The organism is Rhizobacter sp. Root404 (assembly GCF_001425865.1).
In the GTDB taxonomy this organism is placed as follows: Bacteria; Pseudomonadota; Gammaproteobacteria; order Burkholderiales; family Burkholderiaceae_C; genus LMDS01.
Genome location: NZ_LMDS01000011.1, coordinates 1 through 17112, shown reverse-complemented (window position 1 = coordinate 17112; position 17112 = coordinate 1). Strand labels below are relative to the sequence as shown.

Genomic DNA, 17112 nt, shown 5'->3' with positions numbered 1-17112 from the left:
CGTCAGCGTGGTCTTGCCGTGGTCCACGTGACCGATCGTGCCCACGTTGACGTGCGGCTTGGTCCGCTCGAATTTGCCTTTTGCCATTTCAATATCTCCAGGGAGTAAAGAGCATTGCCAGTGTGGTGTTTAAGGTTTCCATCGAGGTACTGATTCGCGCGCCACTGGCAACGCGCGATGCCCCGAAGAAGACCAGCCTGATTACTTACTTGCCGCGCGCGGTGATGATCGCGTCGGCCACGTTCTTCGGAGCCTCGCTGTAGTGCTTGAACTCCATCGTGTACGTGGCGCGGCCCTGCGACATCGAACGCAGCGTGGTCGAGTAGCCGAACATCTCCGACAGCGGCACCTCGGCCTTGATGACCTTGCCGCCGCCGGGCATGTCGTCCATGCCCTGCACCATGCCGCGACGTGACGACAGGTCGCCCATCACGCCACCGGCGTAGTCTTCCGGCGTCTCGACTTCCACCGCCATCATCGGCTCCAGGATCACCGGGCCGGCCTTGCGGCAGCCGTCCTTGAAACCGAGCGACGCGGCCATCTTGAACGCGTTCTCGTTCGAGTCGACTTCGTGGTACGAACCGAAGGTCAGCGTGACCTTCACGTCGACCACCGGGTAGCCCGCCAGCACGCCGGCCGGCAGCGAATCTTCCACGCCCTTCTTGACCGCGGGGATGAACTCGCGCGGCACCACGCCGCCCTTGATCGCGTCGACGAACTCGAAGCCCTTGCCCGGCTCCTGCGGTTCGATCTTGAGCACGACGTGACCGTACTGGCCCTTGCCGCCCGACTGGCGCACGAACTTGCCTTCCACATCGGACACCGCCTTGCGGATCGTCTCGCGGTAGGCCACCTGCGGCTTGCCGACGTTGGCCTCGACACCGAACTCGCGCTTCATGCGGTCGACGATGATTTCGAGGTGCAGCTCGCCCATGCCGGAGATGATGGTCTGACCCGACTCCTCGTCGGTGCGCACGCGGAACGACGGGTCTTCCTGGGCCAGGCGGCCCAGCGCGATGCCCATCTTTTCCTGGTCGGCCTTGGTCTTCGGCTCGACGGCCTGCGAGATCACCGGCTCCGGGAAGATCATCTTCTCGAGCGTGATGATCGCTTCCGGATCGCACAGCGTCTCGCCCGTCGTCACGTCCTTCAGGCCGACGCAGGCGGCGATGTCGCCGGCCAGGATTTCCTTGATTTCCTCACGCTGGTTCGCGTGCATCTGCAGGATCCGGCCGATGCGCTCCTTCTTGCCGCGAATCGGGTTGTAGACCGAATCGCCCGACTTCAGCACGCCCGAATAGACGCGCACGAAGGTGAGCTGGCCGACGTACGGATCGGTCATCAGCTTGAACGCCAGCGCCGCGAACTTCTCGCTGTCGTCGGCGCGACGCTCGGTCGGCTTGTCGTCGTCGTCGGTGCCGGGCACGGGCGGGATGTCGATCGGCGACGGCATGAAGTCGATCACGCCATCGAGCATGCGCTGCACGCCCTTGTTCTTGAACGCGGTACCGCAGAACATCGGCTGGATCTCGGCCGCGATCGTGCGGGTGCGGATCGCGAGCTTGATCTCGGCCTCGGAGAGGTCACCCTCTTCGAGGTATTTGTTCATCAGCTCTTCGCTCGATTCGGCCGACGCCTCGAGCATGTTCTCGCGCCACTTCTTGGCTTCCTCGAGCAGCTCGGCCGGGATCTCGCGGTAGTCGAACTTCATGCCCTGCGAGGCCTCGTCCCAGATGATCGCCTTCATCTTGATCAGGTCGATCACGCCGGTGAAGTTCTCTTCGGCGCCGATGGGGATCACGATCGGCACCGGGTTAGCCTTCAGGCGAACCTTCATCTGGTCGTAGACCTTGTAGAAGTTCGCGCCGGTGCGGTCCATCTTGTTGACGAACGCCAGACGCGGCACCTTGTACTTGTTGGCTTGGCGCCAGACGGTCTCGGACTGCGGCTGCACGCCGCCCACGGCGCAGTACACCATGCACGCGCCGTCGAGCACGCGCATCGAGCGCTCGACTTCGATGGTGAAGTCGACGTGCCCGGGGGTGTCGATGATGTTGATGCGGTGCTCGGGGAAGCCCATCTCCATCCCCTTCCAGAAGCAGGTGGTGGCGGCCGACGTGATCGTGATGCCGCGCTCCTGCTCCTGCTCCATCCAGTCCATCGTGGCGGCGCCATCGTGCACTTCACCGATCTTGTGGTTCACACCGGTGTAGAACAGGATGCGCTCGGTGGTCGTGGTCTTGCCGGCGTCGATGTGAGCCGAGATGCCGATGTTGCGATAGCGCTCGATGGGGGTCTTGCGGGCCATGATGGCACTCCAAATGCGTGGGCCGCTCGCGGGTTCGTACAAACCCGAGGAGCGGCCGTGTAACGGTTGAGTAGGGCTTAGAAGCGGAAGTGCGAGAACGCCTTGTTGGCTTCTGCCATGCGGTGCACTTCATCGCGCTTCTTCATCGCGCCGCCACGGCCTTCGACGGCCTCCAGCAGCTCGTTGGCCAGGCGTTGCGCCATCGACTTCTCGCCGCGCTTGCGGGCCGATTCCTTGAGCCAGCGCATCGCGAGCGCCACGCGGCGCACAGGGCGAACTTCCACGGGAACCTGGTAGTTCGCACCGCCGACGCGGCGTGACTTCACTTCGACCATCGGCTTGATGTTGTTCAGCGCGGTGACGAAGATCTCGAGCGGGTCCTTGCCCGATTTCTTCTCGACCTGCTCGAGCGCACCGTAGATGATGCGCTCGGCGATGGCCTTCTTGCCCGATTCCATGATGACGTTCATGAACTTGGACAGATCGACCGAACCGAACTTGGGATCGGGGAGGATGTCCCGTTTGGGGACTTCGCGACGACGAGGCATTTCTCTTCCTTTGGCTTCAGTTGGCGCAGTGCTTTCGCACCCGCCGCGGACGGCACGCTGCGGCCATCCACTTACTCGGCAGGTCCGGGATTGGCCTGCCGCATGGGGGTGAAGGCTTTAAGCCTTCCTTCTTCGGGCTGGAAGGCCTTTAGGCCTTCTTCGGGCGCTTCGCGCCGTACTTGGAACGCGACTGCTTGCGGTCTTTCACGCCCTGCAGGTCGAGCGAGCCGCGCACGATGTGGTAGCGAACACCCGGCAGGTCCTTGACGCGACCGCCGCGCACGAGCACGACGCTGTGCTCCTGCAGGTTGTGACCCTCACCGCCGATGTACGAGATGATCTCGAAACCGTTGGTCAGGCGAACCTTGGCGACTTTACGCAGCGCAGAGTTCGGCTTCTTCGGCGTCGTGGTGTACACGCGGGTGCACACGCCGCGTCGCTGGGGGCCGCCTTGCAGCGCCGGCGACTTGGACTTCGTGATCTCGGTCTCGCGACCGTGACGCACGAGCTGGTTGATGGTAGGCATTGGTAACTTGTTCCCGTTTGAAGTCACTGGTTTCCGGCGAACTAGCTACTGTGACCTGTCATTGGCCCAGCAAAGAGCGCAGCAGTGTCTGCCGAAAAGCCCTCGATTGTATGCCGCTCGGCCCGTCCCCGCAAGACCGACCCATTTGGCCGGTGACAATGCAGCCATGCGCACGCCAGCGACCGCCTTGCCGACCGTCATTCTCGACACCAACGCCGTGCTCGATTGGCTGGTGTTCCGCAATCCGGAATTCAAACCGATCGCCGCGGCGATCGTCGGCGGCGACTTGCGCTGGATCGCGACCCCGTGGATGCGCGAGGAACTGGACCAGGTGCTGACGCGCGGCCATCTGGATGCCTGGCTCCACGACCGGGCGGACATCGATGCGCATTGGTCGCAGCACTGCACGATGCAGCAGGCGCCTGCGCCCGCTGGCCCACCGGGCCGGCTGCGCTGCAGCGACCCGGACGACCAGCCGTTCATCGACCTCGCCCGGGCCGCCGGCGCGCGCTGGCTGATCAGCCGCGACCGCGCGGTGCTGAAGCTCGCACGCCGCCTGCGCGAACACGGTGTCGCGGTGATCCCGCCGGGTGCGTGGCGACCCCTGGTCGAGGCCGGCTGAAGCGCGTCTGCGGCCGCCGTCAGCCCGGTGCCTGCGCGGCGCGCAACGCACGCAACAGCCAGCGCGCGCCGGCCAGGTTGGTGGCACAGGGTACGTCATGCACGTCGCACGCCCGCACCAGTGCGTTGATGTCCGGCTCGTGCGGCTGAGGCGTCATCGGGTCGCGCAGGAAGATCACCGCGTCGACGCCACCGACCGCGAGGCGGGCGCCGATCTGCAGATCCCCGCCGAGCGGACCGCTCAGGCAGCGCTCGACCGTCAACCCGACCTCGTCCTGCAAGCGACCCCCGGTCGTGCCGGTCGCGATCAGCCGACAGCGGCCGAGGAAATCGGCGAACTCGCTCGCCAGCCTGACCATGTCGGCCTTCTTGTGGTCGTGGGCGATCAGCGCGATGTTCATGAAGGCATCGTAGCCCCCGCACGCGGCATCCGCCCATGAAAAAGGGCGACCGAAGTCGCCCTTGGGGAGTGTGCAGCGCGCCGCTTATTCGGCAGCGGCAGCGTCGGTCGCGGCATCGACCGCCGCGAGTTGCACGGCGGCCAGTTCCTCGGCCTCCTGCATCACGATGGCCTTGCGCTCGGCGTCGTCCATGGCTTCCTTGGCCTTGCGGGCGTCGTGGAAGGCCATGCCGGTGCCGGCGGGGATCAGGCGGCCGACGATGACGTTTTCCTTCAGCCCGCGCAGCTCGTCGCGCTTGCCCATGATGGCCGCCTCGGTGAGCACCCGCGTCGTCTCCTGGAAGGACGCCGCCGAGATGAAGCTGTCGGTCGACAGCGACGCCTTGGTGATGCCCAGCAGCACGTCGCTGTGCGTCGCCGGCAGCTTGCCCTCGGCCAGCGCCTTGTCGTTGCGCCCGAGCAGCTCGGAACGCTCGACCTGCTCGCCCAGGATGTAGCCGGTGTCGCCCGGGTTGACGATCTGCACGCGGCGCAGCATCTGGCGAACTATCACCTCGATGTGCTTGTCGTTGATCTTCACGCCCTGCAGACGGTAGACGTCCTGGACCTCGTCGACGATGTAGCGCGCCAGTTCCTCGATGCCCAGCAGGCGCAGGATGTCCTGCGGATCGGCCGGTCCGTCGACGATCGACTCGCCCTTGTTGACCACCTGGCCCTCGTGGACCACGATGTTCTTCTCCTTCGGGACGAGCTCTTCGTAGACCTTGCCTTCCGGATCGGTGATCTGCAGGCGAACCTTGCCTTTGGTCTCCTTGCCGAACGACACGGTGCCGGTCATCTCGGCCAGCGTGCCCTTGTCCTTCGGCGTGCGGGCCTCGAACAGCTCGGCCACCCGCGGCAGACCGCCGGTGATGTCGCGCGTCTTCTGGCCTTCGACCGGGATGCGTGCCAGCACTTCGCCCGGCATCAGGTCCTGGCCGTCGCGGATCTGGATCAGCGAGCCGACCTGGAACGCGATCGTCACCGAGTGGTCTGTGCCGGGAATCTTGACCTCGTTACCCTGCACGTCGAGCAGCTTGACCTGCGGACGCACGACCTTGGTCGCCCCGCGGCGCTTCGGGTCGATCACGACGAGCGTGGACAGGCCCGTCACTTCGTCCAGCTGCTTGGCGACCGTCAGGCCTTCCTCGACGTTCTCGAACTTCGCCTTGCCGGCGAATTCCGTGATGATCGGGCGGGTCAGCGGGTCCCAGTTGGCCAGCACCGTGCCGGCCTTGACCTGCTGGTCGGCCTTGATGCTGAGCAGCGCACCGTACGGCACCTTGTGGCGCTCGCGCTCGCGACCGTGCTGGTCCGAGATGATGATCTCGCCGGAACGCGAGATCACCACCAGCTCGCCCTTGCCGTTGGTCACGTAGCGCATCGTCGCGTTGAAGCCGATGATGCCTTCGCTCTTCGCGTCGACGCTCGATGCCACCGCCGCACGCGACGCCGCACCACCGATGTGGAACGTGCGCATCGTCAGCTGCGTGCCCGGCTCGCCGATCGACTGGGCCGCGATCACGCCGATCGCCTCGCCCATGTTGACCAGGCCGCCGCGGCCGAGGTCACGGCCGTAGCACTTGGCGCAGATGCCGAAGCGCGTCGCGCAGGTCAGCGCGGTGCGGACCTTGACCTCGTCGACGCCCGCCGCTTCCAGTGTGTCGAGGATGTCCTCGTCCATCAGCGTGCCGGCGCCGAGCAGGGTTTCCTGCGTCTCCGGGTGCTGCACCTCGATCGCGGTGACGCGGCCGAGGATGCGGTCGCGCAGCGATTCGATCACTTCGCCGCCTTCGACCAGCGCGCGCTGGTTCATGCCGTTCTCGGTGCCGCAATCGTCCTCGATCACGACCAGGTCCTGCGTCACGTCGACCAGGCGGCGCGTCAGGTAGCCCGAGTTGGCGGTCTTCAGCGCCGTGTCCGCGAGGCCCTTGCGGGCGCCGTGGGTGGAGATGAAGTACTGCAGGACGTTCAGGCCTTCACGGAAGTTCGCAGTGATCGGCGTCTCGATGATCGAGCCGTCCGGCTTGGCCATCAGCCCCCGCATGCCGGCCAGCTGGCGGATCTGCGCGGCAGAACCGCGCGCACCCGAGTCGGCCATCATGTAGATGGAGTTGAACGACTCCTGGTCCACCGTCTTGCCGTGGCGGTCGATCGTCTTCTGCTTCGACAGCTGGCTCATCATGACCTTGCCGACTTCGTCGCCGGTCTTGCCCCAGATGTCGACCACCTTGTTATAGCGCTCGCCGGAGGTGACCAGACCCGAGACGTACTGCTGCTCGATCTCCTTCACTTCCTTCTCGGCGCGCTCGATCAGGCCGTGCTTTTCCTTCGGCACGAGCATGTCGTCGATCGCGATCGAGATGCCGGCGCGCGTGGCCAGACGGAAGCCCGACTGCAGCAGCTTGTCGGCGAACACGACCGTGTCCTTCAGACCGCACTTGCGGAACGAGGTATTGATCAGGCGCGAGATTTCCTTCTTCTTCAGCGCCTTGTTGATGTTGCTGAACGGCAGGCCCTTCGGCAGGATCTCCGACAGCAGCGCACGGCCGACCGTGGTGTCGACGAGCTGGGTCGACGCGGTGAACTCGCCGGTCTCCTTGTTCTTCGTGTACTCGGTCAGGCGGACGCTGATCTTCGTGGTGATCTCGACCACGTTGTTGTCGAGCGCGCGCTGCACTTCGCCGATGTCGGAGAAGATGATGCCTTCGCCCTTGGCGTTGATGCGGTCGCGCGTCGCGTAGTACAGGCCCAGCACCACGTCCTGCGACGGCACGATCGACGGCTCGCCGTTGGCCGGGAACAGGATGTTGTTCGACGCCAGCATCAGCGTGCGGGCTTCCATCTGCGCTTCGATCGACAGCGGGATGTGAACGGCCATCTGGTCGCCGTCGAAGTCGGCGTTGAAGGCCGCGCAGACCAGCGGGTGCAGCTGGATTGCCTTGCCTTCGATCAGCACCGGCTCAAACGCCTGAATGCCCAGGCGGTGCAGCGTCGGCGCGCGGTTCAGCAGGACCGGGTGCTCCTTGATGACCTCCTCGAGGATGTCCCAGACCACCGGCGTGCCGGATTCGACTTCCTTCTTCGCCGCCTTGATGGTCGTGGCGATGCCCATCGCTTCCAGACGCGAGAAGATGAACGGCTTGAACAGCTCGAGCGCCATCAGCTTGGGCAGGCCGCACTGGTGCAGCTTGAGCGTCGGGCCGACCACGATGACCGAACGGCCCGAGTAGTCGACGCGCTTGCCCAGCAGGTTCTGGCGGAACCGACCCGACTTGCCCTTGATCATGTCGGCCAGCGACTTCAGGGCACGCTTGTTCGCGCCCGTCATCGCCTTGCCGCGGCGGCCGTTGTCCAGCAGCGAGTCGACCGCTTCCTGCAGCATGCGCTTTTCGTTGCGCACGATGATTTCCGGCGCCTTCAGTTCGAGCAGGCGGGCCAGACGATTGTTGCGGTTGATAACGCGGCGGTACAGGTCGTTCAGGTCGGAGGTCGCGAAGCGGCCACCGTCCAGCGGCACCAGCGGGCGCAGGTCCGGCGGCAGCACCGGCAGCACTTCCATCACCATCCACTGCGGCTTGATGCCCGACTTCTTGAAGGCTTCCATCACCTTAAGGCGCTTGGAGTTCTTCTTGACCTTCAGCTCGGAGCCGGTCATGTCGTTGCGCAGCTTGTCGATCTCGACGTCGAGGTCGATCTCGGCCAGCAGCTTGTGCACGCCCTCGGCGCCCATCAACGCGACGAACTCGTCACCGAACTCGGTTCGCTTCGCATCGAAGTCGTCTTCGGACATGATGCTGAACTTCTTCAGCGGGGTCATGCCCGGGTCGACGACGACATACGCCTCGAAGTACAGCACGCGCTCGATGTCGCGCAGCGTCATGTCGAGCACCAGGCCCAGGCGCGACGGCAGCGACTTCAGGAACCAGATGTGCGCGCACGGCGCGGCCAGGTCGATGTGACCCATGCGCTCGCGGCGGACCTTGGTCTGCGTCACTTCGACGCCGCACTTCTCGCAGATCACGCCACGGTGCTTCAGACGCTTGTACTTGCCGCACAGGCACTCGTAGTCCTTGATCGGCCCGAAGATCTTGGCGCAGAACAGCCCGTCACGCTCCGGCTTGAAGGTGCGGTAGTTGATGGTCTCCGGCTTCTTGACTTCGCCGAACGACCAGGACCGAATTTTTTCGGGGGAAGCCAGGCCGATCTTGATGGCATCGAAGTGCTCATCCGGCGTGAACTGACGGAACAGATCGAGTAAACCCTTCATGTCTGTTTCCTTCCTTCTTAGTTGCGTTCGAGTTCGATGTCGATGCCAAGGGACCTGATTTCCTTGACCAAGACATTGAACGATTCCGGCATGCCGGCTTCGATGGCGTGCTCGCCCTTGACGATCGACTCGTACACCTTGGTGCGGCCGTTGACGTCGTCGGACTTGACGGTGAGCATTTCCTGCAGCACGTAGGACGCGCCGTAGGCTTCCAGTGCCCACACTTCCATTTCACCGAAGCGCTGGCCGCCGAACTGGGCCTTGCCGCCGAGCGGTTGCTGCGTGACGAGCGAGTACGGGCCGGTGGAGCGCGCGTGCATCTTGTCGTCGACCAGGTGGTGCAGCTTCAGCACGTGCATGTAGCCGACCGTGACGGGGCGCTCGAACGCCTCGCCGGTGCGGCCGTCGTGCAGCGTGGCCTGCGTGCGGGTCTCGGTCAGGCCCTTGGCCTTCGCGATGTCGTCCGGGTAGGCGAGCTTCAGCATCGCGCGGATCTCTTCTTCCGCGGCACCGTCGAACACCGGCGTCGCGAACGGCACGCCCTTGCTCAGGTTGCCCGCCATCTCGACGATCTCGGCATCGCTGAGGTCGTTCAGGCGCTCGCCCTTGCCGCCCGACTTGTTGTACAGCTCGTCGAGGAACTTGCGGATCTCGGCGACCTTGACCTGCTCGCGCAGCATCGTCTCGATGCGCTGGCCGATGCCCTTGCCGGCCCAGCCGAGGTGAACCTCGAGCACCTGGCCAACGTTCATCCGCGACGGCACGCCGAGCGGGTTCAGCACGATGTCGCACGGCGTGCCGTCGGCCATGTACGGCATGTCTTCCACCGGCACGACCTTGGACACGACACCCTTGTTGCCGTGGCGGCCGGCCATCTTGTCGCCCGGCTGCAGGCGGCGCTTGACGGCCAGGTAGACCTTGACCATCTTCAGCACGCCGGCGGGCAGCTCGTCGCCCTGCGTCAGCTTCTTGCGCTTCTCTTCGAACGCGAGGTCGAAACTGTGGCGCGTCTGCTCGAGCGAGTTCTTCACGCTCTCGAGCTGGCTCGCGACGGCTTCGTCGGCCGGGCGGATGTCGAACCAGTGGTACTTCTCGACGCTGGCCATGTAGGCCTTGTCGATCACGGTGCCCTTGGCGATCTTCTGCGGGCCGCCGTTGGCGGTCTGACCCACCAGCAGCTTCTCGATCCGGTCGAACGCGTCGGCCTCGACGATGCGCAGCTGGTCGTTCAGGTCGAGGCGGTAGCGCTTCAGCTCGTCGTCGATGATCTGCTGGGCGCGCTTGTCGCGCGGGATGCCTTCACGGGTGAAGACCTGCACGTCGATCACGGTGCCGTTGGTGCCCTGGTCCACGCGCAGCGAGGTGTCCTTCACGTCGGACGCCTTCTCGCCGAAGATCGCGCGCAGCAGCTTCTCTTCCGGCGTCAGCGTGGTCTCGCCCTTCGGCGTGACCTTGCCGACCAGCGTGTCGCCCGGGTTCACTTCGGCGCCGACATACACGATGCCGGATTCGTCGAGGCGGCCGAGTTGCTGTTCGGACAGGTTCGGGATGTCGCGGGTGATTTCTTCCGAGCCCAGCTTGGTGTCGCGCGCCATCACCACCAGTTCCTCGATGTGGATCGAGGTGTAGCGGTCGTCGGCGATCACGCGTTCGCTGATCAGGATCGAGTCTTCGAAGTTGTAGCCGTTCCACGGCATGAATCCGACCAGCATGTTCTGGCCCAGGGCCAGCTCGCCGATGTCGGTCGATGCGCCGTCGGCGATGATGTCCTCGGCCGACACCTTGTCACCGCGCTTGACGATCGGGCGCTGGTGGATGTTGGTGTTCTGGTTGGAACGCTGGTACTTGATCAGGTTGTAGATGTCGACGCCGACTTCACCGGCGACCGTTTCCTTGTCGTTGACGCGGATCACGATGCGGTTGGTGTCGACGTAGTCCACGATGCCGCCGCGCTTGGCGGCGACGACGGTGCCCGAGTCCTTCGCGGCCACGCGCTCGACGCCGGTACCGACCAGCGCCTTCTCCGGGCGCAGCGTCGGCACGGCCTGACGCTGCATGTTGGCGCCCATCAGCGCGCGGTTCGCGTCGTCGTGCTCGAGGAACGGCACCAGCGAAGCCGCGACCGAGACGATCTGCGTCGGTGCGACGTCCATGTACTGGATGCGCTCGGCCGAGGTCAGGATCGATTCGCCGTTGTCACGCGCGGACACCAACTCGTCGATCAGCTTGCCTTCCGCGTCGAGCGTGGCGGAGGCCTGCGCGATCACGTACTTGCCTTCTTCGATCGCCGAAAGGTAATCGATCTGCATCGTCACCTTGCCGTCGGCCACGCGCCGGTACGGCGTCTCGAGGAAGCCGTACTCGTTGAGTTGCGCGTACAGCGCCAGCGAGTTGATCAGGCCGATGTTCGGGCCTTCCGGCGTCTCGATCGGGCAGACACGACCGTAGTGGGTCGGGTGCACGTCGCGCACCTCGAAGCCGGCGCGTTCGCGGGTCAGGCCGCCCGGCCCGAGGGCCGAGACACGACGCTTGTGCGTGATCTCGGAGAGCGGGTTGGTCTGGTCCATGAACTGCGACAGCTGCGACGCGCCGAAGAACTCCTTCAATGCCGCGGAGATCGGCTTGGAGTTGATCAGGTCGTGCGGCATCAGCGCTTCGGTCTCGGCTTGGCCGAGGCGCTCCTTGACGGCCTTCTCGATCCGCGCCAGGCCCGAGCGGTACTGGTTCTCGGCCAGCTCGCCGACGCAACGCACGCGGCGGTTGCCGAGGTGGTCGATGTCGTCGACCTCGCCGCGGCCGTTGCGCAGCTCGACGAGGATCTTGACGACATCGAGGATGTCCTCGTTCGACAGCGTCATCGCGCCTTCCGGCACGTCGCGGCCGACACGGGCGTTGAACTTCATGCGGCCGACGCGCGACAGGTCGTACGTGTCCGCCGAGTAGAACAGGCGGTGGAACAGGGCCTCGACCGCGTCTTCGGTCGGCGGCTCGCCGGGGCGCATCATGCGGTAGATCGCGACGCGCGCGGCCAGCTGGTCGGCGGTTTCGTCCGCGGCCAGGGTCTGCGAGATGTACGCGCCTTCGTCCAGCTCGTTCGTGTACAGCGCCGGGATTTCCTTGATGCCGGCGGCGCGCAGCTTCTTCAGCAGCGTTTCGGTCAGCTCGTCGTTGGCCTTGGCCAGGATTTCGCCGGTGTCGGCGTCGACGACGTTGCGGGCCAGCATGCGGCCCATCAGGTAGTCCTCGGGGACGCTGATGAACTGCGTCTCCGACTGCTCGATCGCGCGCACATGGCGAGCGGTGATGCGCTTGTCCTTCTCGACCACGACGACACCGTTCTTGTCGGTGATGTCGAAGCGCGCGACTTCACCGCGCAGGCGGTCGGCGACGAATTCGAGCTGCGCGCCCGAGTCCATCAGGCGGAAGTTGTCGAACACGAAGAAGTTCGCGAGGATCGATTCCGGGTTCAGGCCGATCGCCTTCAGCAGGATCGTGACCGGCATCTTGCGGCGGCGGTCGACGCGGAAGTACAGGATGTCCTTCGGGTCGAACTCGAAGTCGAGCCACGAGCCGCGGTACGGGATGATCCGGGCCGAGAACAGCAGCTTGCCGCTCGAGTGCGTCTTGCCCTTGTCGTGCTCGAAGAATACGCCCGGCGAACGGTGCAGCTGCGAGACGATCACGCGCTCGGTGCCGTTGACGATGAACGAGCCGTAGTCGGTCATGAGCGGCACTTCGCCCATGTAGACCTCTTGCTCCTTGATTTCCTTGACCGTCTTGGCCTGCGGGCTCTCACGGTCGTAGATGATCATCTGCAGCTTCGCGCGCACGGCGGCTGCATATGTGAGACCACGCACCTGGCACTCGCGCGTGTCGAACGCGGGCTTGGCCATGTTGAATTCGATGAACTTCATCTCCACGAACCCGTTGTGCGAGACGATCGGGAAGGCGGAGAGGAATGCGGCCTGGAGGCCTTCGGGCTTGCGCTTTTGCGGCGGTACGTCCTTCTGCAGGAAGGCGACGTACGATTCCTTCTGCATCGTCAGCAGATAGGGGACATTGAGGACACTCTCGCGTTTACCGAAGCTCTTGCGAATACGCTTGCGCTCGGTATAGCTGTAGGGGGTTGTTTGCTGCGCCATACACACTCCGTCTCAGGGAACTCGGCCCGGCCTAGGCTCCGCTCCCGTCGGCGACTGTCTTACGAACCCAGGCTCCTGCCGCAGGAGGGGGGTTCGAAGCTTGGTGGTTGGCCACTACCAACCGCTGGCGGACAACCCCGGCGTTGCACCGGAGCCCGACCAAACCCGCTCTCTGCAGTCGGATCAGAGAGCTTTTGAAAACACTTGAAAGAACCCTCGATTGTCGAGGTTCGCGCTTTCAAGTGCTCTCACAAGGGCTTACACCCGAGAAAGCACAAAAGGCTGGGGGCCGAAAACGGCACCCAGCCTCGTGAAAAGGGCCGAATTACTTGATTTCGGCCTTCGCGCCGGCGTCGACCAGCTTCTTGAGAGCGGCATCGGCGTCGGCCTTGGCCACGGCTTCCTTGACGGCCTTCGGCGCGCCGTCGACCAGGTCCTTGGCTTCCTTCAGGCCCAGGCCCGTCAGTTCGCGCACGGCCTTGATGACCGAGACCTTGTTCGCGCCGGCTTCCAGCAGCATCACGTTGAATTCGGTCTGCTCTTCGGCAGCCGCTGCGGCCGCGCCGCCACCGCCGCCGGCAGCCGGAGCCGCCATCGCCGCGGCCGACACGCCGAACTTCTCTTCGATCGCCTTGACCAGCTCGTTGAGGTCCATCACCGACATGCTGTCGAGGGCGGTCAGGAATGCGTCTTTATCGAATGCCATTTTGATTTCCAGTTCAGTAGATAGTTACAAAGATCGATCGTTCAAGGTCAGGCGGCGGGGGCTTCCGCGGCCGGCGCTTCGGCAGCGGGTGCTGCTTCGGCGGCGGGAGCCGCCGGAGCGCCTTCGGCCTTCTTCTCGGCGATGGCTGCCAGCACGCGCGCCATGCGCGACACCGGCGATTGCATCAGGCCGAGCAGTTGCGCCAGCAGGACTTCCTTGCTCGGAATGTTCGCGAGCGACTTGACGCCCTCGGCATTCAGAGACTTGCCTGCGTAGGCGCCACCCTTGACGATCAGCTTGTCGTTGCCCTTGGCAAAGTCCGACAGGACCTTGGCCGCGGCGACAGCGTCTTCGGAAAAACCATAGATCAGCGGGCCGACCATGCTCTCCGAGGCCACCTCGAACGGCGTGCCCGCAACGGCGCGACGAGCCAGCGTGTTCTTCAAGACATGAAGATACACACCCTTCTCGCGCGCGGTCTTGCGCAGAACGTCCAAGTGAGCCACGGTGAGGCCACGGTATTCAGCCAGCGCCAGCGTCTGTGAGCGCGCCACTTGGGCTGCCACGTCGGCCACGACGGTCTGCTTCTCGCTTTTGTTGAGACTCAAGGTCTACTCCTCACATCATGCGTTCTTCGCCTGTCGCCAGGCTCCGAACACCCCAAGGTAATCAGCGAAACAACCGAACCGGAACTCGAGAATTCCTCTTCGGTGAGCCGCCATCTGCGCTGGCTTGTTGCCTTGCGCGGTTTTCAACACCGTGCCGGGCCGTCCATTAAGCGACCACGAGGGTCACACCAGCGGTCTTGGATGACCTGCGCTCGCCTTGCGGCTTGCGCAGCCCACCAAACTCATTCAGGTCGACGCCAGACTCGCGTCGACCGTCACTTTCCTTCTTACGCGGCGACGGCCGAGGCGTTGATCGATGCGATGTCGACGCGCGCGCCCACACCCATCGTCGAGCTCAGCGCGACCTTGCGCAGGTAGATGCCCTTGCTCGACGCCGGCTTGGCCTTGTTCAGGGCCTCGATCAGCGCGCGCAGGTTGCCGACCAGCTTGTCGGACTCGAACGAACGGCGGCCGATCGTGGCGTGCACGATGCCGGCCTTGTCGACGCGGAACTGCACCTGGCCGGCCTTCGCATTGCGAACCGCCTGGGCCACGTCGGGCGTCACGGTGCCGACCTTCGGGTTCGGCATCAGGCCGCGCGGGCCGAGGATCTGGCCCAGCGTACCGACGATGCGCATCGTGTCCGGCGAGGCGATCACGACGTCGAAGTTCAGGTTGCCGGCCTTGACCTGTTCGGCCAGGTCTTCCATGCCGACGACGTCCGCGCCGGCGGCCCGGGCTTCTTCAGCCTTGGCGCCCTGGGCGAACACGGCGACGCGCTTGGTCTTGCCGGTGCCGTTGGGCAGCACGACGGCGCCACGGACGACCTGGTCGGACTTCTTCGCGTCGATGCCGAGTTGCACGGCGACGTCGATCGATTCATCGAACTTGGCGACGGCGCATTCCTTGACGATCGCCAGGGCGTTGTCGACCGGGTACAGCTTGGTCGTCTCGACCTTGCCGACGAGTGCCTTCTGGCGCTTGGTGAGCTTGGCCATGATCAGATCACTCCTTCCACGGTGATGCCCATCGAGCGGGCGGTGCCGGCGACGGTGCGCACGGCGGCGTCGAGGTCGGCGCCGGTCAGGTCCTTGATCTTGATCTTCGCGATCTCTTCAGCCTGCGCGCGAGTCAGCTTGCCCACCTTGTCGGTGTGCGGCTTCGGCGAGCCCTTGTCGAGCTTCAGCGTCTTCTTGATCAGCACCGACGCGGGCGGGCTCTTCAGCACGAACGTGAAGGACTTGTCCGCGAACGCGGTGATCACGACCGGCAGCACGAGGCCGGGTTCCATCGACGAAGTCTGGGCGTTGAACGCCTTGCAGAACTCCATGATGTTCAGGCCGCGCTGGCCTAGGGCCGGGCCGATCGGGGGCGAGGGGTTCGCCTTGCCCGCCGGGACTTGCAGCTTGATCAAGCCGACAATTTTCTTTGCCATCTCTACTCTCCAGTGCAACCCGGTTGCTTGCGCAGGTGGGTTGTTGAGTCAAACGCCCAGGGCTGGTTACCTGGGCTCCTCTTGTCCGAATCTCGTCTCGGACTGGCTACGGGTGCGGCTCAAGAGTGCCGCGCCGAACTCACTAAACCTTCTCGACCTGCGCGAAGTCGAGCTCCACCGGGGTGGCCCGACCGAAGATCGTGACCGAGACGCGAACCTTGGACTTGTCGTAGTTGACGTCCTCGACCGCACCATTGAAGTCGGTGAACGGGCCTTCCTTGATGCGCACCAGCTCGCCCACTTCCCACTGGACCTTCGGGCGCGGCTTTTCGACACCCTCTTGCATCTGGTGGACGATCTTCAGCACCTCGGCTTCCGAGATCGGCGACGGCCGGTTCTTGGCGCCGCCGACAAAGCCGGTGACCTTGCTGGTGTGCTTGACCAGGTGCCAGGTGTCGTCACCCATCTCCATCTCGACCAGCACGTAGCCGGGGAAGAAACGGCGCTCGGACACGGACTTCTTGCCGTTCTTCAGCTCGACGACTTCTTCCATCGGCACCAGGATGCGGCCGAACTTGTCCTGCAACTCCGAGCGGTCGATGCGCTCGCGAAGGTTGCGCTCGACGGCCTTTTCCATGCCGGAGTAGGCGTGCACGACATACCAGCGCTTGTTCGTGGCGGGCGCCACGGTCTCGGGCGTCACGACGGCGGTGTTGAGTTCTTCGGTCATAGGATGTGTGCCTCAGCGGGCCCTCAACGCTTCCAGCCCAGGATCAGGTCGTACAGCAGCCACTCGAGCGTCTTGTCGGTCAGGAACAGGAACAGCGCCATCACGAACACGAACGCGAACACGTAGGCGGTCATCTGCAGCGCTTCCTTGCGGGTCGGCCACACGACCTTCTTGACCTCGCGGATCGAATCGCGGCCGTAGGCGATCAGTTCCTTGCCCGTCTCCGAGGTGAAGAAGGTGGCGACCGCGGCGGCGAGCAGCACCATCAGCGCGCCGACGCGCACCCACAGGTCCTGCCTGGCCAGCATGTAGAACACGACCACGGCGGCCACGACCAGCACGCCAGCGACGGCCAGCTTGGCCTTGTCTGCGCCGGTGGAGATCGTTTCGACTTGTGGAGGATTGGCCATGGTGTTGATTTCGATTCGTCGCGGTCTCGGCCCCAAAAGCCGTGCCGCCTACTAGCAGCAAAGCCCGCCGGCCCCTTTCGGGACTTTGCGGGCCGCTGATGGATTCGCCAGCTGCTCAGTTAGCTGGCAGGGGCGGAGGGCATCGAACCCCCAACCTCTGGTTTTGGAGACCAGCGCTCTGCCAATTGAGCTACGCCCCTGTGGAACCCTCTTACTCGATGATCTTGGCAACGACGCCGGCGCCGACGGTGCGGCCGCCCTCACGGATGGCGAAGCGCAGGCCTTCTTCCATCGCGATCGGGTTGATCAGCTTCACGGTGATGCTGACGTTGTCGCCCGGCATGACCATTTCCTTGTCCTTCGGCAGCT

The 17112-nt window shown here is 64.5% G+C and carries 14 protein-coding genes, 1 tRNA gene and 1 pseudogene; 1 reads left to right on the top strand and 15 read right to left on the bottom strand.

The genetic code is table 11. The features are described 5' to 3' along the window. The 4 genes from ASC76_RS24195 to rpsL form a co-directional block, all read right to left on the bottom strand. Positions 1 to 87, bottom strand: an 87-nt coding sequence (locus tag ASC76_RS24195) for a GTP-binding protein (protein ID WP_033473206.1), incomplete at its 3' end; no start/stop codon positions are given. Between the two features lie 118 nt (positions 88 to 205). Further along, positions 206 to 2308: an elongation factor G gene (fusA, locus tag ASC76_RS24190; RefSeq protein WP_056473240.1), complete on the bottom strand. Its 2103-nt coding sequence runs from the start codon at positions 2306 to 2308 to the stop codon at positions 206 to 208. A 77-nt stretch (positions 2309 to 2385) separates the two neighbouring features. After that, positions 2386 to 2856, bottom strand: coding sequence for a 30S ribosomal protein S7 (gene rpsG / locus ASC76_RS24185; protein ID WP_056473237.1), 471 nt, complete (start codon positions 2854 to 2856; stop codon positions 2386 to 2388). A gap of 148 nt (positions 2857 to 3004) precedes the next feature. Continuing rightward, the gene (gene rpsL / locus ASC76_RS24180; protein WP_047493174.1) at positions 3005 to 3382 is read right to left on the bottom strand and encodes a 30S ribosomal protein S12; all 378 of its coding nucleotides are present in this window, start codon (positions 3380 to 3382) and stop codon (positions 3005 to 3007) included. Positions 3383 to 3548: 166 nt separating this feature from the next. Between rpsL and ASC76_RS24175 the strand changes: the two genes are divergently transcribed. Beyond that, the gene (locus tag ASC76_RS24175; RefSeq protein ID WP_056473234.1) at positions 3549 to 4004 is read left to right on the top strand and encodes a putative toxin-antitoxin system toxin component, PIN family; all 456 of its coding nucleotides are present in this window, start codon (positions 3549 to 3551) and stop codon (positions 4002 to 4004) included. A 19-nt stretch (positions 4005 to 4023) separates the two neighbouring features. Here the strand turns inward: ASC76_RS24175 and ASC76_RS24170 are convergent, their stop codons facing one another. The 11 genes and pseudogenes from ASC76_RS24170 to tuf form a co-directional block, all read right to left on the bottom strand. After that, positions 4024 to 4404, bottom strand: coding sequence for a methylglyoxal synthase (locus tag ASC76_RS24170; protein WP_056473229.1), 381 nt, complete (start codon positions 4402 to 4404; stop codon positions 4024 to 4026). An 84-nt stretch (positions 4405 to 4488) separates the two neighbouring features. Next, on the bottom strand, positions 4489 to 8712 hold the full coding sequence (gene rpoC, locus ASC76_RS24165) for a DNA-directed RNA polymerase subunit beta' (protein WP_056473225.1): 4224 nt from the start codon (positions 8710 to 8712) through the stop codon (positions 4489 to 4491). Between the two features lie 17 nt (positions 8713 to 8729). Beyond that, the gene (gene rpoB / locus ASC76_RS24160; protein WP_056473222.1) at positions 8730 to 12854 is read right to left on the bottom strand and encodes a DNA-directed RNA polymerase subunit beta; all 4125 of its coding nucleotides are present in this window, start codon (positions 12852 to 12854) and stop codon (positions 8730 to 8732) included. Positions 12855 to 13179: 325 nt separating this feature from the next. Then, entirely contained in the window at positions 13180 to 13560 is a 381-nt protein-coding gene (gene rplL, locus ASC76_RS24155) for a 50S ribosomal protein L7/L12 (RefSeq protein ID WP_056473218.1), read from the bottom strand. A 47-nt stretch (positions 13561 to 13607) separates the two neighbouring features. Then, complete coding sequence (gene rplJ / locus ASC76_RS24150) at positions 13608 to 14168, bottom strand: 50S ribosomal protein L10 (protein WP_056473214.1); 561 nt, start codon at positions 14166 to 14168, stop codon at positions 13608 to 13610. Positions 14169 to 14455: 287 nt separating this feature from the next. After that, positions 14456 to 15166 carry a 50S ribosomal protein L1 gene (rplA, locus tag ASC76_RS24145; protein WP_056473211.1) on the bottom strand — a complete coding sequence of 237 codons (711 nt, stop codon included), beginning with the start codon at positions 15164 to 15166 and terminating at the stop codon, positions 14456 to 14458. A gap of 2 nt (positions 15167 to 15168) precedes the next feature. After that, positions 15169 to 15603 carry a 50S ribosomal protein L11 gene (gene rplK / locus ASC76_RS24140; protein WP_056473208.1) on the bottom strand — a complete coding sequence of 145 codons (435 nt, stop codon included), beginning with the start codon at positions 15601 to 15603 and terminating at the stop codon, positions 15169 to 15171. A gap of 142 nt (positions 15604 to 15745) precedes the next feature. Then, complete coding sequence (gene nusG / locus ASC76_RS24135) at positions 15746 to 16333, bottom strand: transcription termination/antitermination protein NusG (RefSeq protein WP_056473205.1); 588 nt, start codon at positions 16331 to 16333, stop codon at positions 15746 to 15748. A 23-nt stretch (positions 16334 to 16356) separates the two neighbouring features. Beyond that, the gene (gene secE, locus ASC76_RS24130) at positions 16357 to 16743 is read right to left on the bottom strand and encodes a preprotein translocase subunit SecE (protein WP_056473203.1); all 387 of its coding nucleotides are present in this window, start codon (positions 16741 to 16743) and stop codon (positions 16357 to 16359) included. Positions 16744 to 16867: 124 nt separating this feature from the next. Beyond that, positions 16868 to 16943, bottom strand: a tRNA-Trp gene (locus ASC76_RS24125). A gap of 11 nt (positions 16944 to 16954) precedes the next feature. Further along, positions 16955 to 17112: pseudogene (gene tuf / locus ASC76_RS24975) on the bottom strand (elongation factor Tu); the annotation flags it as partial.

Bases quoted from the DNA above. Each gene is read 5' to 3' on its own strand.
- secE (WP_056473203.1), bottom strand. From the start codon at position 16,743: ATGGCCAATCCTCCACAAGTCGAAACGATCTCCACCGGCGCAGACAAG.
- rpsG (WP_056473237.1), bottom strand. From the start codon at position 2,856: ATGCCTCGTCGTCGCGAAGTCCCCAAACGGGACATCCTCCCCGATCCC.
- fusA (WP_056473240.1), bottom strand. From the start codon at position 2,308: ATGGCCCGCAAGACCCCCATCGAGCGCTATCGCAACATCGGCATCTCG.
- rpsL (WP_047493174.1), bottom strand. From the start codon at position 3,382: ATGCCTACCATCAACCAGCTCGTGCGTCACGGTCGCGAGACCGAGATC.
- rpoC (WP_056473225.1), bottom strand. From the start codon at position 8,712: ATGAAGGGTTTACTCGATCTGTTCCGTCAGTTCACGCCGGATGAGCAC.
- rplA (WP_056473211.1), bottom strand. From the start codon at position 15,166: ATGGCCAAGCTCACCAAGCGCCAGAAGGCACTCGTCGGCAAGGTCGAG.
- ASC76_RS24175 (WP_056473234.1), top strand. From the start codon at position 3,549: ATGCGCACGCCAGCGACCGCCTTGCCGACCGTCATTCTCGACACCAAC.
- rpoB (WP_056473222.1), bottom strand. From the start codon at position 12,854: ATGGCGCAGCAAACAACCCCCTACAGCTATACCGAGCGCAAGCGTATT.
- nusG (WP_056473205.1), bottom strand. From the start codon at position 16,333: ATGACCGAAGAACTCAACACCGCCGTCGTGACGCCCGAGACCGTGGCG.
- ASC76_RS24170 (WP_056473229.1), bottom strand. From the start codon at position 4,404: ATGAACATCGCGCTGATCGCCCACGACCACAAGAAGGCCGACATGGTC.
- rplK (WP_056473208.1), bottom strand. From the start codon at position 15,603: ATGGCAAAGAAAATTGTCGGCTTGATCAAGCTGCAAGTCCCGGCGGGC.
- rplL (WP_056473218.1), bottom strand. From the start codon at position 13,560: ATGGCATTCGATAAAGACGCATTCCTGACCGCCCTCGACAGCATGTCG.